The organism is Streptomyces sp. NBC_01334 (assembly GCF_035983595.1).
GTDB classification, from domain to species: Bacteria; Actinomycetota; Actinomycetes; order Streptomycetales; family Streptomycetaceae; genus Streptomyces; species Streptomyces coriariae.
In genome coordinates this window covers 4,518,846-4,539,816 of record NZ_CP130718.1, presented here as the reverse complement: position 1 = coordinate 4,539,816, position 20,971 = coordinate 4,518,846, and the positions used below count along the sequence as shown (strand labels likewise).

Annotated in this window: 17 protein-coding genes; 12 read left to right on the top strand and 5 right to left on the bottom strand. The window is 72.5% G+C overall.

The features are described from left to right. Positions 1-7: 7 nt before the first annotated feature. Positions 8-190 (bottom strand): CopG family antitoxin, encoded by a 183-nt coding sequence (locus tag OG736_RS20215; protein WP_020130247.1) that lies wholly within the window; start codon positions 188-190, stop codon positions 8-10. A gap of 150 nt (positions 191-340) precedes the next feature. Between OG736_RS20215 and OG736_RS20210 the strand changes: the two genes are divergently transcribed. Beyond that, positions 341-778 (top strand): MarR family winged helix-turn-helix transcriptional regulator, encoded by a 438-nt coding sequence (locus OG736_RS20210; RefSeq protein ID WP_057600790.1) that lies wholly within the window; start codon positions 341-343, stop codon positions 776-778. Between the two features lie 31 nt (positions 779-809). Further along, positions 810-2,174, top strand: a complete 1,365-nt coding sequence (locus OG736_RS20205) for an MFS transporter (protein ID WP_442817055.1) — start codon at positions 810-812, stop codon at positions 2,172-2,174. Between the two features lie 12 nt (positions 2,175-2,186). On the opposite strand, the gene OG736_RS20200 is transcribed toward OG736_RS20205, so the two are convergent. After that, a complete protein-coding gene (locus OG736_RS20200; RefSeq protein ID WP_327183700.1) occupies positions 2,187-2,732 on the bottom strand; it encodes a GNAT family N-acetyltransferase in 546 nt (181 codons plus the stop codon). A gap of 51 nt (positions 2,733-2,783) precedes the next feature. Between OG736_RS20200 and thpR the strand changes: the two genes are divergently transcribed. Then, positions 2,784-3,356, top strand: coding sequence for an RNA 2',3'-cyclic phosphodiesterase (thpR, locus tag OG736_RS20195; protein WP_327183699.1), 573 nt, complete (start codon positions 2,784-2,786; stop codon positions 3,354-3,356). Between the two features lie 197 nt (positions 3,357-3,553). Here the strand turns inward: thpR and OG736_RS20190 are convergent, their stop codons facing one another. Continuing rightward, entirely contained in the window at positions 3,554-4,546 is a 993-nt protein-coding gene (locus OG736_RS20190) for an aldo/keto reductase (protein WP_327187661.1), read from the bottom strand. 256 nt (positions 4,547-4,802) lie between these two features. After that, positions 4,803-5,477 carry a GDSL-type esterase/lipase family protein gene (locus tag OG736_RS20185; protein WP_327183698.1) on the bottom strand — a complete coding sequence of 225 codons (675 nt, stop codon included), beginning with the start codon at positions 5,475-5,477 and terminating at the stop codon, positions 4,803-4,805. Positions 5,478-5,578: 101 nt separating this feature from the next. Here OG736_RS20185 and OG736_RS20180 point away from each other — a divergent pair, with 101 nt between their 5' ends. Next, positions 5,579-6,595 (top strand): TolB-like translocation protein, encoded by a 1,017-nt coding sequence (locus tag OG736_RS20180; protein WP_327183697.1) that lies wholly within the window; start codon positions 5,579-5,581, stop codon positions 6,593-6,595. A gap of 146 nt (positions 6,596-6,741) precedes the next feature. Further along, entirely contained in the window at positions 6,742-8,274 is a 1,533-nt protein-coding gene (locus tag OG736_RS20175) for a cellulase family glycosylhydrolase (protein ID WP_327183696.1), read from the top strand. A 97-nt stretch (positions 8,275-8,371) separates the two neighbouring features. Here the strand turns inward: OG736_RS20175 and serC are convergent, their stop codons facing one another. Beyond that, on the bottom strand, positions 8,372-9,490 hold the full coding sequence (gene serC / locus OG736_RS20170) for a phosphoserine transaminase (RefSeq protein ID WP_327183695.1): 1,119 nt from the start codon (positions 9,488-9,490) through the stop codon (positions 8,372-8,374). Between the two features lie 200 nt (positions 9,491-9,690). On the opposite strand from serC, the gene OG736_RS20165 reads away from it, so the two are divergent. The 7 genes from OG736_RS20165 (at position 9,691) to OG736_RS20135 (ending at position 20,969) form a co-directional block, all read left to right on the top strand. Further along, entirely contained in the window at positions 9,691-12,600 is a 2,910-nt protein-coding gene (locus OG736_RS20165; protein WP_327183694.1) for an FAD-binding and (Fe-S)-binding domain-containing protein, read from the top strand. A 231-nt stretch (positions 12,601-12,831) separates the two neighbouring features. Next, a complete protein-coding gene (locus OG736_RS20160) occupies positions 12,832-13,956 on the top strand; it encodes a lipid II:glycine glycyltransferase FemX (RefSeq protein ID WP_327183693.1) in 1,125 nt (374 codons plus the stop codon). 151 nt (positions 13,957-14,107) lie between these two features. Further along, positions 14,108-15,076, top strand: coding sequence for an EamA family transporter (locus tag OG736_RS20155; RefSeq protein WP_327183692.1), 969 nt, complete (start codon positions 14,108-14,110; stop codon positions 15,074-15,076). A 111-nt stretch (positions 15,077-15,187) separates the two neighbouring features. Further along, positions 15,188-16,411 (top strand): MFS transporter, encoded by a 1,224-nt coding sequence (locus tag OG736_RS20150; protein WP_327183691.1) that lies wholly within the window; start codon positions 15,188-15,190, stop codon positions 16,409-16,411. Between the two features lie 474 nt (positions 16,412-16,885). Next, entirely contained in the window at positions 16,886-17,680 is a 795-nt protein-coding gene (locus OG736_RS20145; protein WP_327183690.1) for a TIGR03084 family metal-binding protein, read from the top strand. Beyond that, a complete protein-coding gene (locus OG736_RS20140) occupies positions 17,677-19,365 on the top strand; it encodes an acyclic terpene utilization AtuA family protein (protein WP_327183689.1) in 1,689 nt (562 codons plus the stop codon). The genes OG736_RS20145 and OG736_RS20140 overlap by 4 nt, the downstream gene beginning before the upstream one ends. Next, positions 19,362-20,969 carry an acyl-CoA carboxylase subunit beta gene (locus OG736_RS20135; protein WP_327183688.1) on the top strand — a complete coding sequence of 536 codons (1,608 nt, stop codon included), beginning with the start codon at positions 19,362-19,364 and terminating at the stop codon, positions 20,967-20,969. The genes OG736_RS20140 and OG736_RS20135 overlap by 4 nt, the downstream gene beginning before the upstream one ends. Positions 20,970-20,971: the final 2 nt, after the last annotated feature.

The window sequence follows — 20,971 nt, the reverse complement described above, 5'->3', positions numbered from 1 at the left end:
CGGCGGCTCAGGTGAGCCCGTAGAACTTCTCCGTCTCCTCGACGGCGGTCTGGAACCGCTCGTCGAAGTCATCGCGAATGAGCGTCTGGACGACATAGTCCTGGACGCTCATTCCCCTTTTCGCGGCATGTTGCCGGAGCCGTTCGAGCAGCTCCTCGTCTATCCGCAGGCTGAGCACACTGGTCCCCATGAGACGAGGGTCGCGGGCACGTACCGCAGTCCGGTCACTTTCGCTGCCTACTCACTCGTTCGAGTGATGACGAGGTTTCCGTGGCCGGGGTCACGGGGAATCCGGCCACCCCCAGCTTGTTTAGCCAGAGTAATGAGTTACGCTAAAGAGATGCCTGACCTCACCCATGGCGACAACGCTGCCGCCGTGAACTCCCTTCGTTCAGCCGTGATGCGGCTGTCCCGTCGGCTCAAGCACCAGCGGGTCGACGAGTCGCTGAGCCCCACCGAGATGTCGGTGCTCGGCACCCTCTCCCTCTGCGGCAGTGCCACCCCGGGCGAGCTCGCCCGCAAGGAGCATGTGCAGCCGCCCTCGATGACCCGCATCGTGGCGCTGCTGGAGGCCAAGGGTCTGGTCCGGCTGGAGCCGCACCCCGAGGACCGGCGCCAGAAGGTCGTCACCAAGACCGAGCAGGCCGAGGCCATGCTCGAGGAGAGCCGCGCCAAGCGGAACGCCTTCCTGGCCACCCTGGTCGACGGGCTCGACGAGGACGAGTGGGCGAAACTGCGCGCCGCCGCCCCCGTGCTGGAGAAACTCGCACACCTGTAGACAGCCGTCAGGCCATGAGGAGGCGACCCTTTTGAGTTCGGGATCCGGAGCAGACTCCGCCCCCGCACCGACCACTCACGAGACCCTTGCCGAGAAGCCCGCCGCGGGCGCCCGCAAGTCATCGATGTTCAGCTCTCTGAAGGTCAGGAACTACCGCCTGTTCTTCATGGGCCAGGTCGTGTCCAACATCGGCACCTGGATGCAGCGCATCGCCCAGGACTGGCTGGTCCTCAGCCTCACCGGCTCCGCGACCGCCGTCGGCGTCACGACGGCCCTCCAGTTCCTGCCCATGCTGCTCTTCGGCCTCTACGGCGGCGTGCTCGTCGACCGGCTGCCCAAGCGCCGGACGCTGCTGTTCACCCAGTCCGCGATGGCCCTCACCGGCATCGCGCTCGCCGTCCTCACCCTCTCCGGCCACGTCCAGGTCTGGCACGTCTACGTCGCCGCCTTCGCCGTGGGCCTCGCGACGGTCCTGGACAACCCCGCCCGCCAGACCTTCGTCTCCGAGATGGTCGGCCCCGACCAGCTCCAGAACGCGGTCAGCCTCAACTCCGCGAACTTCCAGTCCGCCCGGCTGGTGGGCCCCGCCGTGGCAGGCGTGATGATCACCGGCGTCGGGACCGGCTGGGCGTTCCTCTTCAACGGGCTGTCCTTCGTCGCCCCCCTCGCCGGCCTGCTGCTGATGCGCTCGCGCGACCTGCACGCCGTCCAGCGTGCCCCGCGCGGCAAGGGCCAGCTGCGCGAGGGGCTCCAGTACGTCGCAGGCCGCCCCGAGCTGATCTGGACGATCGTCCTGGTCGGGTTCGTCAGCACCTTCGGCTTCAACTTCCCCGTCTACCTCTCGGCCTTCGCCGACGACGTCTTCCACGCGGGCGCGGGGTCCTACAGCCTCTTCAACACGCTGATGGCGGTGGGCTCCCTGGCGGGCGCCCTGCTCGCGGCCCGGCGCGGCACCGCCCGGATGCGGGTGCTGGTCGCCGGGGCGGTGGCCTTCGGCGCGATGGAGATCGTGGCCTCCATGGCCCCCTCCCTGTGGCTGTTCGCCCTGCTCATGGCCCCGATCGGCATGTTCGGCATGACGGTCAACGTCACCGCCAACAGCAGCGTCCAGCTGAGCACCGACCCGGCCATGCGCGGCCGGGTGATGGCCCTCTACATGATGGTGTTCATGGGCGGCGCCCCGATCGGCGCGCCGATCGCCGGCTGGATCACGGACGCGTACGGCGTCCGGGCGGGCCTGGCGGCGGGCGGCGCCGTCTCGGCCGTCGCGGCCGTCACCATCGGCCTGGTCCTGGCCCGGATGGGCAACCTGCGCCTGGCGGTGGGCTGGCACCACGGCCACCCGAGCGTGCGGTTCGTGCCCCGGGAGACCCGGGAACTCGCCGCGGTGGCCTGACGTCGTACGGCGTCACCCGGAGGATGCGGCAGGGGGCCGTACCCTCCGGGCCAGCACCTGGCCCGGCCACGCGTGTTCGCCGACCGTGTAGGCCTCGGTCGGGGTGAAGCCGTTGGCCTCGTAGTACGCGACGAGCTTGCGGTCGTCGCCCGCGTAGCAGTCCACCCGCAGCAGGCCGACGCCCGCCCGCCGGGTCTCCTCGGCGGCGTGCGCGAGCAGGGCACTGCCCACCCCGTGGCCCTTGAAGCGCCGGTCGGAGGCGAGCCAGTGGATGTACCGCTCGGGCTCCCCGGGCGGCGGGAGATGGGCCAGATACGCGCCGGGCGAGTCGGTGAGGGTGAGGGTGGCGGCCGGTACGCCGTCGGCCTCGGCGACGTACGCCCAGCCCTCGTCGATGTACCGGGCGACCGACTCCACCGTCTTCGGGCTCCGGGACAGGGGATTCGTCCCCCACTGGCCGGGGCGCCCCTGCGCGACCAGCCACTCCACGCTGCTGTCGAGCATGCCGAGTATCACGGGGACGTCGTCGGGTCCGCCTTCTCTGATGGTGATCCGCATGACGCCCATCATGCCGGGCGGGCGGCCCCGCCGACCGGGAAAATCGGGGGCATGAGACTCTTCGCCGCCGTGCTGCCCCCGGACCACATCGCCGACGAACTCGCCGCCGAGGTCGCCCGGTTGCACATGCTGCCCGGTGCGGACGGGCTGCGCTGGACGGGCCGCCCCGGCTGGCACTTCACCCTCGCCTTCTACGGCGAGGTCGACGACGACCTCGTACCGGAGCTGTCGGCACGGCTGGGGCGGGCCGCGCACCGCGGCACGCCCTTCGCGCTGGCCGTGCGGGGCGGGGGACAGTTCGGACACGGGCGGGCGCTGTGGGCCGGGGCCGCCGGGGACGTACCGGCGCTGCGCCTGCTGGCCGACCGGGCGGAGGCGGCGGCCCGGAAGGCGGGCGTGGAGACGGGGGAGCACCGCCGCTACAAGGCGCACCTCACGCTGGCCCGCAGCCGCGAGGCGGTGGACGTGCAGGCGTACGTCGAGGCGCTGGACGCCTTCGAGGGCCGCACCTGGACGGTGGGGGAGCTGGTGCTGGTCCGCAGCAGCCTGCCGAGGTCCGGCGTTCCCGGGGAGCAGCCCCGTTACGAGCCGGTCGGGCGCTGGGCGCTCGGCGGGGCCGGTTAGGCTCCACACGTGGACCCGAAGACCCGGAACCGGATCATGGCCGGTGCGCTCGTGTTGTTGTTCGTCGTGGTTGCCGTGGCGGCGGCGGTCGGTAGATAGGCCTGGCCAGGCTGCGGCCGGGGAACCGCGCGCCGTTCGCCGAGTGCCTGCCGGGCACGGCTGGTCGCGCAGTTCCCCCGCCCTTCGGGACGCGCCCGCTACCAGGCGAAGGCCTCCGGTGACGGCCCCGGCCCGGGGAAGATCTCGTCCAGGCCGGACAGCAGCTCCTCGCTCAGCTCCAGCTCGACCGCGCGCAGGGCGGAGTCGAGCTGCTCGGCGGTGCGCGGACCGACGATCGGGCCGGTCACGCCGGGCCGGGTGAGCAGCCAGGCCAGGCCGGCCTCACCGGGCTCCACGCCGTGCTTGTCCAGCAGGTCCTCGTAGGCCTGGATCTGGGCGCGTGCGGTGGCGTCGGCGAGGGTGTCGGCGGCCCGCCCCGAGGCGCGGCGGCCGCCCTCGGCCTGCTTCTTGATGACCCCGCCGAGCAGCCCGCCGTGCAGCGGCGACCACGGGATGACCCCGAGGCCGTACTCCTGCGCGGCCGGGATGACCTCCATCTCGGCGCGCCGCTCGGCCAGGTTGTACAGGCACTGCTCGCTGACGAGCCCGATGGTGCCGCCGCGCCGGGCGGCGATCTCGTTGGCCTGGGCGATCTTGTAGCCGGGGAAGTTGGACGAGCCGGCGTAGAGGATCTTGCCCTGCTGCACCAGTACGTCGATGGCCTGCCAGATCTCCTCGAAGGGAGTGCTGCGGTCGACGTGGTGGAACTGGTAGAGGTCGATGTGGTCGGTGCCGAGCCGCTTCAGGCTGGCGTCGACGGCCCGCCGGATGTTCAGCGCGGAGAGCTTGTCGTGGTTCGGCCAGGCGTCGCCGTCGGCGGCCATGTTGCCGTACACCTTGGTGGCGAGGACGACCTGGTCACGGCGCCCGCCGCCCTGGGCGAACCAGCTGCCGATGATCTCCTCGGTACGGCCCTTGTTCTCACCCCAGCCGTACACGTTCGCGGTGTCGAAGAAGTTGATGCCCGCGCCGAGCGCCGCGTCCATGATCGCGTGGCTGTCGGTCTCGTCGGTCTGCGGGCCGAAGTTCATGGTGCCGAGGACGAGGCGGCTGACCTTGAGTCCGGTACGTCCGAGCTGCGTGTACTTCATGAAGCACAAGCCAACGACTTGGAGTGCGCTCCATGCAAGGGGGACCGGCCGGGAAACGGGTCGGTCGCGGGGGAACTCGTCGGTCTTGAGGGTGAGGCCGAGGGAGGTGGAGAGGTCGATCTCCGTGCCGAAGGCGACGGACAGTTCACTCAAGCACTCGCCGTCCTTGGGCTCGGTGTACAGATGGCACTTGCTACGCACGGTGACCAGGTCACGGCGCGGAGCGCATATGCCAGAACCGGGCGGGGCGCGGACCTCAGCCCGCGTACTCTCCGCCCAGCCCCCACCCCTGGTGCATCGCCGCCGCGAAGGCCGACGCCAGCCGGTGTTCGCCGTTCGCGTTCGGGTGGGTGCCGTCGTAGGTGTCGGTGTCGATGTCCCAGGACTCCGGGACCGAGGCCAGGAGGATGGGGGAGCCCGGCTCGTTCAGGTCGGCGGCCGTCTTCGCCAGGAGCTCGTTGAAGCGGGTCACCTGGGCGGCGAAGGGCGCGTCGTCCGCGGCGCGGATGTTGGGGATGACCGGCAGCCACACCATGGCGATCCGCGGGTTCGCCGCGCGGGCCTCGGCGGCGAAGGCGCGGGCGTTCTCGGCGGTCTGCTCGGCGTTCGTGTAGAAGCCCAGGTCGATCAGGCCCAGCGAGACCAGCAGGATGTCCGCCCGTGACGTCCGCACCGCCTCGCCGATCAGCGGGGCCATGTGCAGCCAGCCCTCGCCCCAGCCGGCCAGGTGACCGCGCGGGAAGTCGGGGTCGGCGTAGGCGTACGACGCGGGAGAGTCCGTCGCCTTGTCGTAGAGCGTCTCGCGCGGCCCGGAGAGGGTGAACGGGCCGTCGTGCGTGGCGCACAGGTGCCGCCACATGCGGTAACGCCAGGTGTGCTCGCCCGAGCTGCCGATCGTCATCGAGTCGCCTACGGGCATGAACCTGAGCATCCGCTCATGATGAGGGATCGGCAAAGGATCACCGCTGCCGGGGGCGTGTGAGACCGGCCACGAATCCGTGAACGGGCGGGCGGGATGGCAGGCTTGTGGGCATGCGCCGATCTTTCGCCGTCCGGGCCGGAGCCCTTCTCGCCGGAGTCCTCCTCTCGGGCGCCTTCACCGTGCTCGCCGCGTCCACCGCGCCCGCCGCGTACGCGGCCGACGGCGACAAGGGATTCACCGTCGAGGATCCGCGCATCACCGAGTCCAGCGGTCTCGCGGCCTCCCGTCAGCACCCGGGCGTCTACTGGACGCACAACGACAGCGACGACGGCCCCTACCTCTACGCCGTCGACAGCGCGACCGGGAAGACCGTCGCCCGGCTCACCCTGACCGGCGTCGGCACGCCCCGCGACGTCGAGGCGATCTCCATCGGGCCGGGCAACGAGATCTGGGTCGGCGACATCGGCGACAACCTCGGCGGCACCTGGCAGTACGTGTGGATCTACCGGCTGCCCGAGCCGAAGAAGCTCGTCGACCAGACCGTCAAGGCCACCCAGTACGTCGTGAAGTACTCCGACGGCGCCCGCGACGCCGAGTCGCTCCTCGTGCACCCCAAGACCGGACGCGTCTACATCATCGACAAGAAGGAGGACGGCGGGCACCTCTACGAGGGGCCGGCGAACCTCTCCGCCTCCGGGGCGAACGTCTTCAAGCCCGTCGCCGCCGTCGACCTGTGGGCCACCGACGCCGCCTTCTCCCCGGACGGTGCCCAGCTCGCCGTCCGCGGCTACTTCGGCGGCATCTCCTACGCCTGGAACGGCGGGAAGATCAAGCGCGAGGGCCGGCTCGACGTGCCGCTCCAGCGGCAGGGGGAGTCCGTCAGCTACTCCGCCGACGGAACCAAGATCATGTACGGGAGCGAGGGTTCCGGGAGCTCCGTGGTGGCGGAGGACGCCCCCGAGGGCGCCGCTTCGGGTGCCAAGTCGCCCTCCGGGAGCGGAAGTTCGAGCGCCTCGGGTGAAGGTGGCGGCTCCTCGGCCACCGGCAGCGTGAAGTTCGGCGCCCTGGCGGTCGCCGCGGTCTGTGTCGCCTTCTTCGGCCTCCGCCGGCTGCTGCGCCGCAACTGAGCGCTCTCGGGGCGCCGCCGGCGTGGCTGCCGCCCTTGCCGCGCTTCTTGACGTGGTCATGGTGTGTCAGTTTCCTGGGTGGTGCGCGGTGTATGGGAGCGCTCCCATGTGTTTCGGGCCCGCGCCTCCCGAGAGGAAGCAGCGAATTGTTCCGCAGCTTGCGAAGAGTGCTGTGCGGCCTGGCCGCCGCGCTTCTGATACCGCTGGGAGCCGGAGCGCAGACGGCCCGCGCGGCGGACACCGTCACGGCGGACGCCACCGTCGCGGCCGCGGCCGGAGCCGGCTACTGGCACACCAGCGGCCGGCAGATCCTGGACGCCGCCGGGCAGCCGGTCCGGGTCGCCGGGATCAACTGGTTCGGCTTCGAGACCGGCAACTACGTCGTCCACGGACTCTGGTCCCGCGACTACAAGAGCATGATCGACCAGATGAGGACGCTGGGCTACAACACGATCCGCATCCCCTACAGCGACGACATCTTCAAGAGCACGACCGTCCCCAACAGCATCGACTTCAGCAGCGGCAAGAACGCCGACCTCCAGGGCCTGAACTCGCTCCAGATCCTGGACAGGATCGTCTCGTACGCCGGCCAGGACGGTCTGAAGGTCATCCTCGACCGGCACCGGCCGGACGGGGGCGGGCAGTCGGCGCTCTGGTACACGGCCGCGGTCCCCGAGTCGACGTGGATCGCCAACCTCAAGGCCCTCGCGACCCGTTACCAGGGCCAGGACACGGTCGTCGGCATCGACCTGCACAACGAACCCCACGATCCCGCCTGCTGGGGCTGCGGCGACACCGCGACCGACTGGCGGCTGGCCGCGCAACGGGCCGGCAACGCCGTCCTGTCCGTCAACCCCGCCCTGCTGATCTTCGTCGAGGGCGTGCAGACCTTCAACGGCGTCTCCGGCTGGTGGGGCGGCAACCTGATGGGTGTCGGCCAGTACCCGGTGCAGCTCGACGTGGCGAACCGGGTCGTGTACTCGGCCCACGACTACGCGACGAGCGTCGCCCAGCAGAGCTGGTTCAGCGACCCGACGTTCCCCGCGAACATGCCGGGGATCTGGGACAAGTACTGGGGCTACATCTTCAAGCAGAACATCGCGCCCGTGTGGGTGGGCGAGTTCGGCACCACGCTCCAGTCCACGGTGGACCAGAAGTGGCTGGCGGCCCTGGTGAGTTACCTCCGGCCGACGTCGACGTACGGCGCCGACTCCTTCCACTGGACCTTCTGGTCCTGGAACCCCAACTCCGGTGACACGGGCGGCATCCTCAAGGACGACTGGCAGAGCGTCGACACCGTGAAGGACGGATACCTGGCGAGCGTCAAGGCGCCCGGCTTCCCGGGGACCGGCGGCGGAGGGGGCGGCGGTGGCGGTACGGCATCCTGCGCCGCCGCCTACACCGTCAGCAGCGACTGGGGTGGCGGCTTCAACGCCGAGGTGAAGGTCACCAACACCGGGACCACGGCGATCGGTTCCTGGAAGGTGACCTGGACCTGGAGCGGCGCACAGCAGATCACCAGCATGTGGAACGCCTCGTACACCCAGAGCGGGACGGGCGTGACCGCGGTGAACGCCTCGCACAACGGGGCGGTCCCGGCGGGCGGTTCGGCGAGCTTCGGGTTCGGTGGTACGCCCGGGGGAGGGGGTGTGCCGAGCGTGAGCTGCACGGCCGTGTGAGATGCCCGGCGGTGTGAGACGCGACGAAGGGCGCCCGGTGGTCACCGGGCGCCCTTCGGCCTCATACCTGAGGGGTACTCATGCGGTACCGAAGCGGTCAGAGCTTCTCGATCACGTAGTCGATGCTCTTGGTGAGCGCCTCGACGTCGGCCGGATCGACCGCCGGGAACATCGCGACCCGCAGCTGGTTGCGGCCGAGCTTGCGGTAGGGCTCGGTGTCGACGATGCCGTTGGCGCGCAGCACCTTGGCGACGGCGGCCGCGTCCACGTCGTCGGAGAAGTCGATCGTGCCGATGACCTGGGAGCGCTTGGCCGGGTCGGTGACGAACGGGTTGGCGTACTTCACGTCCTCGGCCCAGCCGTACAGCGTGCGCGCGGAGGTGGCGGTGCGGCGCACCGACCAGTCCAGGCCGCCCTGGCCGTTGATCCACTCCAGCTGCTGGTTCAGCAGGAAGAGGGTGGAGAGGGCCGGGGTGTTGTACGTCTGGTTCTTGCGGGAGTTGTCGATCGCCGTCGGCAGGCTGAAGAACTCGGGAATGTGCCGTCCGGACGCGTGGATCCGCTCGGCGCGCTCGATCGCGGCCGGGGAGAACACGCCGATCCACAGGCCGCCGTCGGAGGCGAAGGACTTCTGCGGGGCGAAGTAGTAGACGTCCGTCTCGGCGATGTCGACCGGGAGGCCGCCGGCGCCGGACGTGGCGTCCACCAGGACGAGGGAGCCCTCGTCGGCGCCCGGTACGCGCTTGATCGGGGCGGCGACACCGGTGGAGGTCTCGTTGTGGGTGAAGGCGTAGACGTCGACACCCGCCTCGGCCACGGGCTCGGGGTGCGTGCCCGGGTCGGCGGAGACGACGGTCGGCTCGGCCAGCCACGGGGCCAGCTTGGCGGCCTTCGCGAACTTGGACGAGAACTCGCCGAACGTGAGGTGCTGCGACTTGTTCTCGATCAGGCCGTGGGTCGCGATGTCCCAGAACGCGGTGGAGCCGCCGTTGCCGAGGACGACCTCGTAGCCCTCGGGCAGGGAGAACAGCTCGGAGATGCCCTCGCGTACCTGGCCGACCAGGTTCTTGACCGGGGCCTGGCGGTGGGAGGTGCCGAGGAGGGACGTGCCGGTGGCGGCCAGGGCGTCCAGCGCCTCCACCCGCACCTTGGAGGGGCCCGCGCCGAATCGACCGTCGGCGGGCTTGATGTCAGCAGGAATCCGGATCTCAGCCACGGAAGCGAGGTTAGCCGGTGGGGGAAACCTGGGTGAAACCTGGTCCGTCGGGTGAGACGGGGGCGTGTCGCGGTGTCGGGGGCTGTTCCCCCGGGCCATCCCTCCCCCCCCCAGGCCTCCCCTTCCCTTGGGGCTGGACGGCCTCGTCCGCAAATGCCGGACGGGCTGTAGGCGCGGACGCGTGCTGGTTTGCTGAAGTCATGACGGATCTTGAGGCAGAACTGCGCAAGGCCGTCCGGGGTGACGTCGGCTTCGATGTCACCTCCCGGGCGCTCGTGACCATGGACGCGTCGAACTACCGCCGCGTTCCCCTGGGCGTGGTGGCGCCCCGGGACGCCGACGACGTGGCGGCCGTGCTGGAGGTGTGCCGGTCGCACGGTGTGCCGGTCGTCGCGCGCGGTGGGGGTACGTCCATCGCGGGGCAGGCCACCGGCACCGGGGTGGTGCTGGACTTCACGCGCCACATGAACCGGTTGGTCGCCCTGGATCCGGGGGCGCGGACGGCCGTCGTGCAGCCGGGGCTGGTACTCGACCGGCTCCAGGAGGCCGCGGCCCCGCACGGGCTGCGCTTCGGTCCCGACCCCTCCACCCACAGCCGCTGCACGCTCGGCGGGATGATCGGCAACAACTCGTGCGGCTCCCACTCGGTGGCGTGGGGGACGACGGCGGACGGTGTGCGCGAGCTGGAGGTCGTCACCGCGCGCGGGGGACGGCTGCGGCTCGGGCAGGGGTGGGCGGGGGCGCCGGACGGCCTGCGCGCACTGGTGGACGGGGAACTCGCCCGGCTGCGGACCGGCTTTCCCGAGCTGCCCCGCCGCATCTCGGGATACGCGCTGGACGCGCTGCTGCCGGAGAACGGCGTCGACGTCGCCCGTTCCTTCTGCGGCAGCGAAGGCACCCTGGGCGTGCTCACGGAGGCCGTCGTACGGCTCGTCGAGGCTCCACGCGCGCGTGTGCTCGCGGTGCTGGGGTACGCCGACGAGGGCGCCGCCGCCGAGGCCGCCGCCGGGCTGCTGTCGTTCGGGCCGCTGACGGTGGAGGGGATGGCGGCCGACCTGGTGCCGTCGGACGCGGCGGCCGGGCTGCCGCGGGGCGGGGCCTGGCTGTTCGTGGAGACGGGCGGCGAGTCGGAGGACGAGGCACGCGCGCGTGCGCAGGCCGTCGTGCGCGCGGCGGACGTCCTGGACGCGCGGATCGTGCGGGACGCCGCCGGGCAGCGGGCGCTGTGGCGGATCCGCGAGGACGCGAGCGGGACGGCGACCCGTATGCCGGACGGCACGGAGGCCTGGCCCGGCTGGGAGGACTGCGCGGTGCCGCCGGCCCGGCTCGGCGCGTACCTGAGGGACTTCCGGGTGCTCCTCACCGACCACGGCCTGCGCGGCACGCCGTACGGGCACTTCGGGGACGGCTGCATCCACGTCCGTATCGACTTCGACCTGCTGACGGCGGCGGGGATCGCCCGCTTCCGCCGGTTCTCCGAGGAACTGGCCGAACTGGTCGTGTCCCACGGCGGCTCCCTCTCCGGCGAACACGGTGACGGACAGGCCCGGGCCGAGCTGCTGCCGAAGATGTACGGGCAGGACATGGTCGCCCTGTTCGAGCGGGCCAAGGCGGTCTGGGACCCGGACGACCTCCTCAACCCGGGGATGCTGGTGCGCCCCGCGCCCCTCGACGGCAACCTGCGCTTCGCCGTGCTCCCGCGCGAGCCGGTCGACGTGGCCTTCGGTTACCCGTCGGACGGCGGTGACTTCTCGGCGGCGGTGCGCCGGTGCGTCGGCGTCGCGAAGTGCCGTACGACGACCCCACCGGGAGCGGTGCCGGGAGCGGGGTCGGGGGTGATGTGCCCGTCGTTCCGGGCCACGGGCCGGGAGGAGCACTCCACGCGCGGGCGTGCCCGGCTGCTCCACGAGATGCTGGCCGGTGAGCTGGTGACCGACGGCTGGCGCTCCACGGAGGTCCGGGACGCGCTCGACCTGTGCCTGTCCTGCAAGGGCTGCCGCTCCGACTGCCCCGTCGAGGTCGACATGGCCACCTACAAGGCGGAGTTCCTGCATCACCACTACGAGGGCCGTCGGCGTCCGGCCGCCCACTACAGCATGGGGCGGCTGCCGGTGTGGCTGCGGTGGGCGAGCCGGCTGCGGGCGGCCGCCCCGCTCAACGCGCTCGCCTCGGTCGGCCCGCTGGCGGGCGTCGCCAAGCGGCTGGGCGGGATCGCGGCCGAGCGCGACATCCCGCGGCTGGCGCGGGAGACGTTCAGCGGGTGGTGGCGGCGCCGGGAGCCCGCCCCCGCCCCCGGGCCGGGGCAGGGCGGTGACCTGGTCGTCCTGTGGCCCGACACCTTCACCGAGCACCTCTCGCCGTCCGTGGGCCGGGCCGCCGTGCGGGTCCTGGAGGCGGCGGGGCTGCGGGTGGCGCTGCCGCCGACCCTGCGGATGCGGGGCCGGCCGGTGGGCGACGGCCGGTCGAGGAGCGCGGCCGCGCTGCTGACCGCCCGCCGGGGCCGGGTCTGCTGCGGGCTGACGTACGTCTCCACCGGCCAGCTCGACCACGCGCGCGTGGTGCTGCGCCGCACGCTCGACCTGATGGAGCCGGTGCTGGAGACGGCCGCGCCGGTCGTCGTCCTGGAGCCGAGCTGCGCGGCCGCCCTGCGCACCGACCTGCCCGAGCTGCTGCACGACGACCCGCGCGCGGCCCGCCTCGCCGCCCGCGTCCTCACCTTCGCGGAGGCCCTGGAGCGGCACGCGCCCGACTGGACCCCGCCCCGCCTGGACCGTCCGGCGGTCGGTCAGACCCACTGCCACCAGCACGCGGTGCTGGGCGACGCGGCCGAGCGGCGGCTGCGCGAGGCCGCGGGTCTGACCGGCGACCTGAGCGGCGGGTGCTGCGGCCTCGCCGGCAACTTCGGCTTCGAGAAGGGCCATTTCGAGGTGTCGGAGGCCTGCGCGCAGGAGCAGCTCCTGCCGGCCGTGCGGGACGCCCCCGAGGGAGCGGTGGTCCTGGCGGACGGCTTCTCCTGCCGCACCCAACTGGAGCAGCTGGCGGGGGCCCGGGGGAGACACCTCGCGGAGGTACTGGCAGAGCACCTGGAGGACGACGGACGGGCGCACTGAGGGAGCGCCGAGGGAGCCCTGAGGGGAGCGCTGCGGGGCCTGAGGGGGAGGCGGCCTGCCGCCGGGCGGCGTCGGGCGCTGGCGGGCGGCGTCGGGCGGCGGCGGGCGGCGTCGGGCGGCGGCGGGCGTGGCTGAGCCGGGGATGGGCGGGGCCGACTCCTACGCTGACCGGGACGGTCGTCCGGCGATGCGAACGGGCGATTCGAACGGTCATTCGAAGGAGCCCCGCGTATGAGCCTGCGCGTCCAGTTCATCACCCGCGACGAGCACCTGGCGTTCGTCGCGGCCCGCCCCTCCGCCAGCCATATGCAGATCCCCTCGTGGGGTGACGTGAAGCCGGACTGGCGGGCGGAGAGCCTGGGCTGGACCGACGGGACGGGTGCGCTCGTGGGGGTGGGGCTGGTGCTGTTCCGGCCGTTGCCGAGGCTGCGGAAGTACCTGGCGTATCTGCCCGAGGGGCCGCTCGTCGACTGGCACGCGCCGGATCTGGTCGAGCGCTGGCTGGAGCCGATGCTCGCGTGGCTGAAGGCGCAGGGGGCGTTCTCGGTGAAGATGGGCCCGCCCGTCGTCGTACGGCGCTGGAGCGCCGACGCGGTCAAGGCGGCCATCGCCGACCCGGGCGCCCACCGGCTGCGGGACGCCGAGGCGAGCTCGTACGAACCGCGCGCCTTCGAGGTCGCCGACCGGTTGCGCCGCGCCGGCTGGCAGCAGACCGAGCCGGGCGGTGAGGACGGCTTCGCGGCCGGTCAGCCGCGCTACGTCTTCCAGGTCCCGTTCGCCGGACGCACGCTGGAGGACGTCCACAGCGGCCTCAACCAGCAGTGGCGGCGCAACATCAAGAAGGCCGAGAAGGCGGGCGTGAAGGTCGTCCGGGGTGGGGCGGAGGACCTCCCGGCGTTCTACGGGCTGTACACCGAGACCGCCGAACGCGACCGCTTCATCCCGCGCCCCCTGTCCTACTTCCAGCGTATGTGGAGCGCGCTGAACGCCGAACACCCCGACCGTATGCGGCTCTACCTCGCCCACCACGACGGGGAGGTTCTCGCGGCGGCGACCATGCTGACCGTCGGCGAGCATGTCTGGTACTCCTACGGCGCCTCCACCGGCCGCAGGCGCGAGGTCCAGCCGAACAACGCCATGCAGTGGCGCATGATGGCCGACGCCCACGAACTGGGCGCCGCCGTCTACGACCTGAGGGGGATCACCGACACCCTGGAGGAGTCCAACCACCTGCTCGGCCTGCTCCGCTTCAAGGTGGGCACGGGCGGACAGGCCGTGGAGTACCTGGGCGAGTGGGACTTCCCGCTCAACAAGCTGCTGCACCGAGCGCTCGACCTCTACATGGCGCGCAGATAGCCGCCGGCCGCCTGCTCCGCGTCGAGGGCGGCTGACGTCTCACAGCCCGAGACAGTGGCATAACGGGTTCACACGCCTGACCGAGTCCATTACCCTGGACTTGACAGTGCAGCGTGATGTACGCACCTCGAGCCGAGCCCCAGGACCGCCCGTGACTGCCCCCGACACCGCCGCCACACCCCAGCTCGCCCCCACCGCCACAGCGACCGGCGCCCCCGGGGCTCCGGGCCGGCTGGGCGCCCTCGGCCCGGTCGGCCTCGTGCTCGCCGGAGGCATCTCGGTGCAGTTCGGCGGCGCGCTGGCGGTGACACTGATGCCGAGGGCGGGCGCCCTGGGCGTGGTGGCGCTGCGGCTGCTGGTGGCGGCGGTGGTCCTGCTGGTGATCTGCAGGCCCCGGCTGCGCGGCCACTCCCGCACCGACTGGGGCACGGTCGTCGTCTTCGGCGTCACGATGGCCGCGATGAACGGCCTCTTCTACCAGGCGGTGGACCGCATCCCGCTGGGCGCGGCGGTGACGCTGGAGGTCCTCGGCCCCCTCGCGCTGTCGGTCGTGGTCTCGCGCCGTGCGCTGAACCTGGTCTGGGCCGGCCTGGCCCTCGCGGGCGTCTTCCTGCTCAGCGGGGGCGGCGGCCACGGCGGGGACGGTGGAGGGCTGGGTGGTGGCCTCGACCTGGTGGGTGTCGCCTTCGCGCTGGGGGCGGGAGCGATGTGGGCGGCGTACATCGTCTTCAGCGCCCGCACCGGCCGCCGTTTCCCGCAGGCGGACGGCTTGGCGCTGGCGATGGCGGTGGGCGCCCTGCTGTTCCTTCCCCTGGGCCTCGCCGAGTCGGGCAGCAAACTGGCCGACCCGGTGACGCTGGGGCTGGGGGCGGCGGTGGCCCTGCTCTCCTCGGTTCTGCCCTACACCCTCGAACTCCTCGCCCTGCGCCGGATGCCCGCCTCCACCTTCGCGATCCTGATGAGTCTGGAACCGGCTGTCGCCGCCACCGCGGGCTTCCTCATCCTCGACCAGGCCCTGACCACGATCCAGGCGGCCGCGATCGCCCTGGTCGTCGCGGCGAGCATGGGCGCGGTCCGGACGCAGGTGGGGCGGCCGAAGTCGGCGGTCCCGGAGGCCTGACGGCCACCGTCCGTCAGCACCTGCCCGGCCGCCGTCCGGACGTACAGCCGACGTTTCGTGTCTCGGCGAAACGGTGAACAGGGGTCGCCGGCTGCTCCGAAACTTCGACGCATGCGCAGCTACCGCTCCCTGTTCCGCACGCCGGAGTTCACTCCGTTCCTGCTCTCCTTCGCCGCTTTCGCCGCGGCTCAGACGATCGGCGGCCTGGCTCTCGGCACGCTGGTCTTCCGGGCCACAGGCTCCCCGTTCCTGTCGGCGGTGAGCATGTTCGGCCCGCAGCTCGCGCAGTTGCTGGGGGGCGCGTTCCTGCTCTCGGGCGCCGACCGCCTGCCCCCGCGCGCGGTCCTGTCCGGCCTCGCCCTCGCCTTCGCGGCCGGCACGGCGGTGACGGCGCTGCCAGGCCTGCCGGTCTGGGCGCTCTTCGCCGTCGTCCTCCTGCAGGGGCTGGTCGCGTCGCTGGGCGCAGGAGTGCGCGGGGGACTGCTGAACGAGATCCTGTCCAAGGACGGCTATGTCCTGGGCCGTTCGGTGTTCAACATGCTCTGGGGCCTGGTGCAGATGGCCGGTTTCGCGACGGGCGGCGTACTGCTGACGCTCCTGTCCCCACGGACCTGCCTGCTCCTCGCGGCGGCGCTGTACGTGATGTCGGCCCTGGTCACCCGCCTGGGTTTCACGGCCCGCCCGCCGCGATCCTCGGGCCGCCCGTCCGTTCCGGCGACCTGGCGCACCAACGCCCTCCTGTGGTCCTCACGCCCCCGCCGCCTGACGTACCTGGGTCTGTGGGTCCCCAACGGCCTGATCGTCGGGAGCGATTCGCTCTACGTCCCCTACGCCCCCCGGGCCGCCGGGATGCTGTACGCGTTCGGGGCGCTGGGCATGTTCGTGGGCGACATGGCGGTGGGTCGCCTGGTACCGCCCACCTCGCGCCCCCGTCTCGCGACCCCGCTGCGCCTGCTGCTGGCGGTTCCGTACCTGTTCTTCGTCCTGCGGCCCGGAGTGGCGCTGTCGGCCGTGGCCGTCACCGTCGCCTCCGCCGGCTTCGCCGCGAGCCTGGTCCTCCAGGAACGCCTGATGTCCCTCACGCCCGACGACCTCGCGGGCCAGGCTCTCGGCCTGCACGTCACCGGCATGGCCGCTCTCCAGGGCGTCGGCGCCGTCCTCGCGGGCACGCTGGCCCAGCTGACCGCCCCGGCCACCGCGATGACGCTGATGGCGGCCGGATCGGTCACCGTGACCCTGACCCTCGCGGCGCTGGGCAGGCACGAGGGACGACAGCGGCCGGCCGATTCCGGTACGCGTCCGGGCGCCCTGCCGAAGTCCGCGGCCACAGACTGACGGGCGCGGCGACAGGGCGTGCGCTCCCGCGAGCGCCGGTCGCCCTGTCCTGCGGGCGCCCTTCGGTCTGCGGGGCCGCCGACCGGCGAGCCCAGCGGTCAGGGCGCGAGGTGTCGCGCCCGGTGGGGGCCTTGGCGCCGACCGGCGGTCCGGCCCACGGGTGGCGAGCCCAGAGGCCATGCCGCACGGTGTCGCGTCCGGTGGGGGAGGTGTCGCGTCCGGCGTGGGGTCTCGGCGCCGGCCATCGGTCCGGCCCACGGTTCCTGCCGTACGTCCTCCGGCCCGCGCGAACCGTACGTCCTCCGGCCCGCGCGAAGCGGTCGTCCTCCGGCCCGCGCGAACCCCGGGCCGACGGCGCCGAGGTGGTCCTCGATCTCGTCGAAGGTCGGCTCGGTCTCCGGGCCGGCGGGGGCCCCGGGAAAATTCATGCAAGCATGCTTGATTGTTTCTTGGCCCGCTGCCATGCTCCACCCCATGGCCGACCCGACGCCCGTGCTCGACGACCTCCGTGCCGAAAGCGACGAACTCGACCGGCTGGTAGCCGAGTTGAGTCCCGAGCGGTGGACGCTCCCGACCCCCGCCCCCGGCTGGACCGTCGCCCACCAGATCGCGCACCTCGCCTGGACCGACCACTCCTCCGCGCTGGCCGTGACCGACCAGCACGCGTTCGCCCGCGAGGTCGAGAAGGCGCTCGCCGCGCCCGGGGACTTCGTCGACAACGGCGCGCGGGAGGGGGCCGCGAAGCCGCCGGAGCGGTTGCTCGCGGACTGGCGGGCCGGGCGCGAGGCCCTGGCGGACGCCCTGCGGGCGGCCCCCCAAGGAGCACGTTTCCCCTGGTACGGCCCGCCCATGTCGGCCGCCTCCATGGCCACCGCGCGGCTCATGGAGACCTGGGCCCACGGCCGGGACGTGGCGGACGCGCTGGGCGAGACGCCCGCACCCACCGACCGGCTCCGGCACATCGTCCGCCTCGGCGTCCGCACCCGGGACTTCGCCTTCGGCGTGCACGGACTGCCCACGCCGTTCGAGGAGTTCCGCGTCGAACTCCGCGGCCCGTCCGGCGAGCTGTGGACGTACGGCCCCGAGGACGCCACGGACCGGGTGACCGGCTCCGCCCTCGACTTCTGCCTCCTGGTCACCCAGCGCGCCCACCGCGCCGACCTCGCCCTGCGCGCCGAAGGCCCCGACGCCGACCGCTGGCTGGACATCGCCCAGGCCTTCGCGGGCCCGCCCGGCAGCGGCCGTACGCCGAAGGGAGCCGTCCGGTGACGGTCCTGCGGATAGGCAACGCGTCCGGCTTCTACGGCGACCGCTTCGACGCCCTGCGCGACATGCTCACCGGCGGCGAACTCGACGTCGTCACCGGCGACTACCTCGCCGAGCTGACCATGCTGATCCTCGGCCGCGACCGGCTGAAGAACCCCGCCGGCGGGTACGCCCGCACCTTCCTCCGGCAACTGGAGGAGTCCCTCGGCCTCGCCCACGACCGCGGCGTACGGATCGTCACCAACGCCGGAGGCCTCAACCCGGCCGGACTCGCCGACGCGGTAAGGCAGTTGGCGGACCGGCTCGGCATCCCGGTGCGCGTCGCGCACGTCGAGGGCGACGACGTCGGCGCCCGGTATCCGGGCAGCCTCACCGCCCATGCCTATCTCGGCGGCTCCGGCATCGCCGCATGTCTGCGCGAGGGCGCGGAGGTCGTCGTCACCGGGCGGGTCACCGACGCGGCCCTCGTCACCGGCCCCGCCGCCGCCCACTTCGGCTGGGGGCCCGAGGAGTACGACCGGCTCGCGGGCGCCGTCGTCGCCGGACACGTCCTGGAGTGCGGGACACAGGCCACCGGCGGCAACTACGCCTTCTTCGCCGAGGGCGGCCGTGACCTGCGGCGGCCCGGCTTCCCGCTCGCCGAGATCCACGAGGACGGCGGCTGCGTCATCACCAAGCACCCCGGCACCGGCGGCTTCGTCGACGTCGGCACGGTGACCGCCCAGCTGCTGTACGAGACGACGGGCGCCCGGTACGCCGGCCCCGACGTCACCGCCCGCCTGGACACCGTGCGGCTCACCCAGGACGGCCCGGACCGGGTACGGATCCACGGCGTACGCGGGGAGGCCCCGCCCCCGACCCTCAAGGTCGGCCGCACGCGTCTCGGCGGCTTCCGCAACGAGGTCGTCTTCGTGCTCACCGGCCTGGACATCGAGGCCAAGGCCGCGCTCGTACGGGAACAGATGGCGCAGGTGTTCCTCAAGTCCCGGCCCGCGGAGGTGCGTTGGGAGCTGGTCCGGACCGACCGGGCCGACGCCGACACCGAGGAGACCGCCAGCGCACTGCTGCGGCTCGTCGTGCGCGACCCCGAACCGGACGCCGTGGGAAGGGCGTTGAGCGGGGCGGCCGTGGAGCTGGCGCTGGCCAGCTATCCCGGCTTCCATGTGCTCGCGCCGCCCGGGAAGGGCTCCCCCTACGGGGTGTTCGAGGCCGCGTACGTGCCGCAGGAGGACGTCGAGCACCTCGCCGTCCTCCACGACGGCCGCCGCCTGCCCGTCGCCGCGCCCGCGGCCGCCGGCACCCTCGTACTCGAGGAGGTGCCGGAACCGGACCTGCCGGATCCGCCGCCCCCCGGCCCCGTACGGCGCGCGCCCCTCGGGCTCGTGGCCGGCGCCCGCAGCGGCGACAAGGGCGGCAACGCCAACGTGGGGGTGTGGACCCGCACGGACGAGGCCTGGCGCTGGCTCGCCCACGAACTGACGGCCGACAGGTTCCGGCAGCTCATCCCCGAGAGCCGCGAGCTGACCGTCACCCGCCACCCGCTCCCCCGGCTGCGCGCCCTGAACTTCGTCGTCGAGGGCGTCCTCGGCGCCGGGGTCGCCGCCCAGCACCGCTTCGACCCGCAGGCCAAGGCACTCGGCGAATGGCTGCGCTCCCGACACCTGGACATCCCGGAGGCCCTCCTGTGACGGCTCTGACGTCCGCCCTGGACACCCAGGGCCCCGACTACCGCGCGCACCGCGAGGCGATGCTCGCCAAGCTCGCCGACCTCGACACCGAGCACGCGAAGGCGCTGGCGGGGGGAGGGGAGAAGTACGTCGCCCGGCACCGCGCGCGCGGCAAGCTCCTCGCCCGTGAGCGCATCGAGCTGCTCCTCGACCCCGACACGCCGTTCCTGGAGCTGTCTCCGCTGGCCGCCTGGGGCAGCACCGCCCCCGAGTACACCGTGGGCGCCTCCCTCGTCACCGGCATCGGGGTCGTCGAGGGCGTGGAGTGCATGATCACCGCCAACGACCCGACCGTGCGCGGGGGCGCCAGCAACCCCTGGTCCCTGAAGAAGGCCCTGCGCGCCAACGACATCGCCCTGGCCAACCGGCTGCCCTGCATCAGCCTGGTGGAGTCGGGCGGGGCCGACCTGCCGTCGCAGAAGGAGATCTTCATCCCGGGCGGGGCCGTCTTCCGTGACCTGACCCGGCTGTCCGCCGCCGGGATCCCGACCGTCGCCGTCGTCTTCGGGAACTCGACCGCGGGCGGCGCGTACATCCCCGGCATGAGCGACCACGCGATCATGGTCAAGGAGCGCGCGAAGGTGTTCCTCGGCGGGCCGCCCCTGGTGAAGATGGCGACCGGCGAGGAGAGCGACGACGAGTCGCTGGGCGGCGCGGAGATGCACGCGCGCGTGTCCGGCCTCGCCGACCACTTCGCCGTCGACGAGCGGGACGCGCTGCGGCAGGCGCGCCGCGTGGTGGCCCGCCTCAACCACCGCAAGGCGTACCGGGATCCGGGCCCGGCCGTCCCTCCCAAGTACGACGAGGACGAACTCCTGGGCATCGTCCCCGGGGACCTGCGCACCCCCTTCGACCCGCGCGAGGTGATCGCCCGGCTCGTCGATGCCTCCGACTTCGACGAGTTCAAGCCCCTCTACGGGACGAGCCTCGTCACCGGCTGGGCGACCCTGCACGGCTACCCGGTCGGGATCCTGGCCAACGCCCAGGGCGTGCTCTTCAGCGCGGAGTCCCAGAAGGCCGCCCAGTTCATCCAGCTCGCCAACCAGCGCGACATCCCGCTCCTGTTCCTGCACAACACCACCGGCTACATGGTCGGCAGGGAGTACGAGCAGGGCGGCATCATCAAGCACGGCGCGATGATGATCAATGCGGTCGCCAACTCGAAGGTCCCGCACCTGTCCGTCCTCATGGGCGCCTCGTACGGGGCCGGCCACTACGGCATGTGCGGGCGCGCCTACGATCCCCGGTTCCTCTTCGCCTGGCCGAGCGCCAAGTCGGCGGTGATGGGGCCGCAGCAGCTCGCCGGGGTCCTGTCCATCGTCGCCCGGCAGTCGGCGGCCGCGAAGGGTCTGCCCTACGACGACGACGCGGACGCCGCCCTGCGCGCCATGGTGGAGCAGCAGATCGAGTCCGAGTCGCTGCCGATGTTCCTGTCCGGGCGGCTGTACGACGACGGTGTCATCGACCCGCGCGACACCCGCACCGTTCTCGGCCTGTGCCTGTCGGCCGTCCACACCGCGCCCTTCGAGGGAGCGCGGGGTGGCTTCGGCGTCTTCCGGATGTGAGG

What these genes read in the sequence shown, in the direction of transcription:
- OG736_RS20215 (WP_020130247.1), bottom strand. Translation starts at nt 190, where the DNA reads ATGGGGACCAGTGTGCTCAGCCTGCGGATAGACGAGGAGCTGCTCGAA.
- OG736_RS20210 (WP_057600790.1), top strand. Translation starts at nt 341, where the DNA reads ATGCCTGACCTCACCCATGGCGACAACGCTGCCGCCGTGAACTCCCTT.
- OG736_RS20200 (WP_327183700.1), bottom strand. Translation starts at nt 2,732, where the DNA reads ATGCGGATCACCATCAGAGAAGGCGGACCCGACGACGTCCCCGTGATA.
- thpR (WP_327183699.1), top strand. Translation starts at nt 2,784, where the DNA reads ATGAGACTCTTCGCCGCCGTGCTGCCCCCGGACCACATCGCCGACGAA.
- OG736_RS20190 (WP_327187661.1), bottom strand. Translation starts at nt 4,546, where the DNA reads ATGAAGTACACGCAGCTCGGACGTACCGGACTCAAGGTCAGCCGCCTC.
- OG736_RS20185 (WP_327183698.1), bottom strand. Translation starts at nt 5,477, where the DNA reads ATGCTCAGGTTCATGCCCGTAGGCGACTCGATGACGATCGGCAGCTCG.
- OG736_RS20180 (WP_327183697.1), top strand. Translation starts at nt 5,579, where the DNA reads ATGCGCCGATCTTTCGCCGTCCGGGCCGGAGCCCTTCTCGCCGGAGTC.
- OG736_RS20165 (WP_327183694.1), top strand. Translation starts at nt 9,691, where the DNA reads ATGACGGATCTTGAGGCAGAACTGCGCAAGGCCGTCCGGGGTGACGTC.
- OG736_RS20160 (WP_327183693.1), top strand. Translation starts at nt 12,832, where the DNA reads ATGAGCCTGCGCGTCCAGTTCATCACCCGCGACGAGCACCTGGCGTTC.
- OG736_RS20150 (WP_327183691.1), top strand. Translation starts at nt 15,188, where the DNA reads ATGCGCAGCTACCGCTCCCTGTTCCGCACGCCGGAGTTCACTCCGTTC.
- OG736_RS20145 (WP_327183690.1), top strand. Translation starts at nt 16,886, where the DNA reads ATGGCCGACCCGACGCCCGTGCTCGACGACCTCCGTGCCGAAAGCGAC.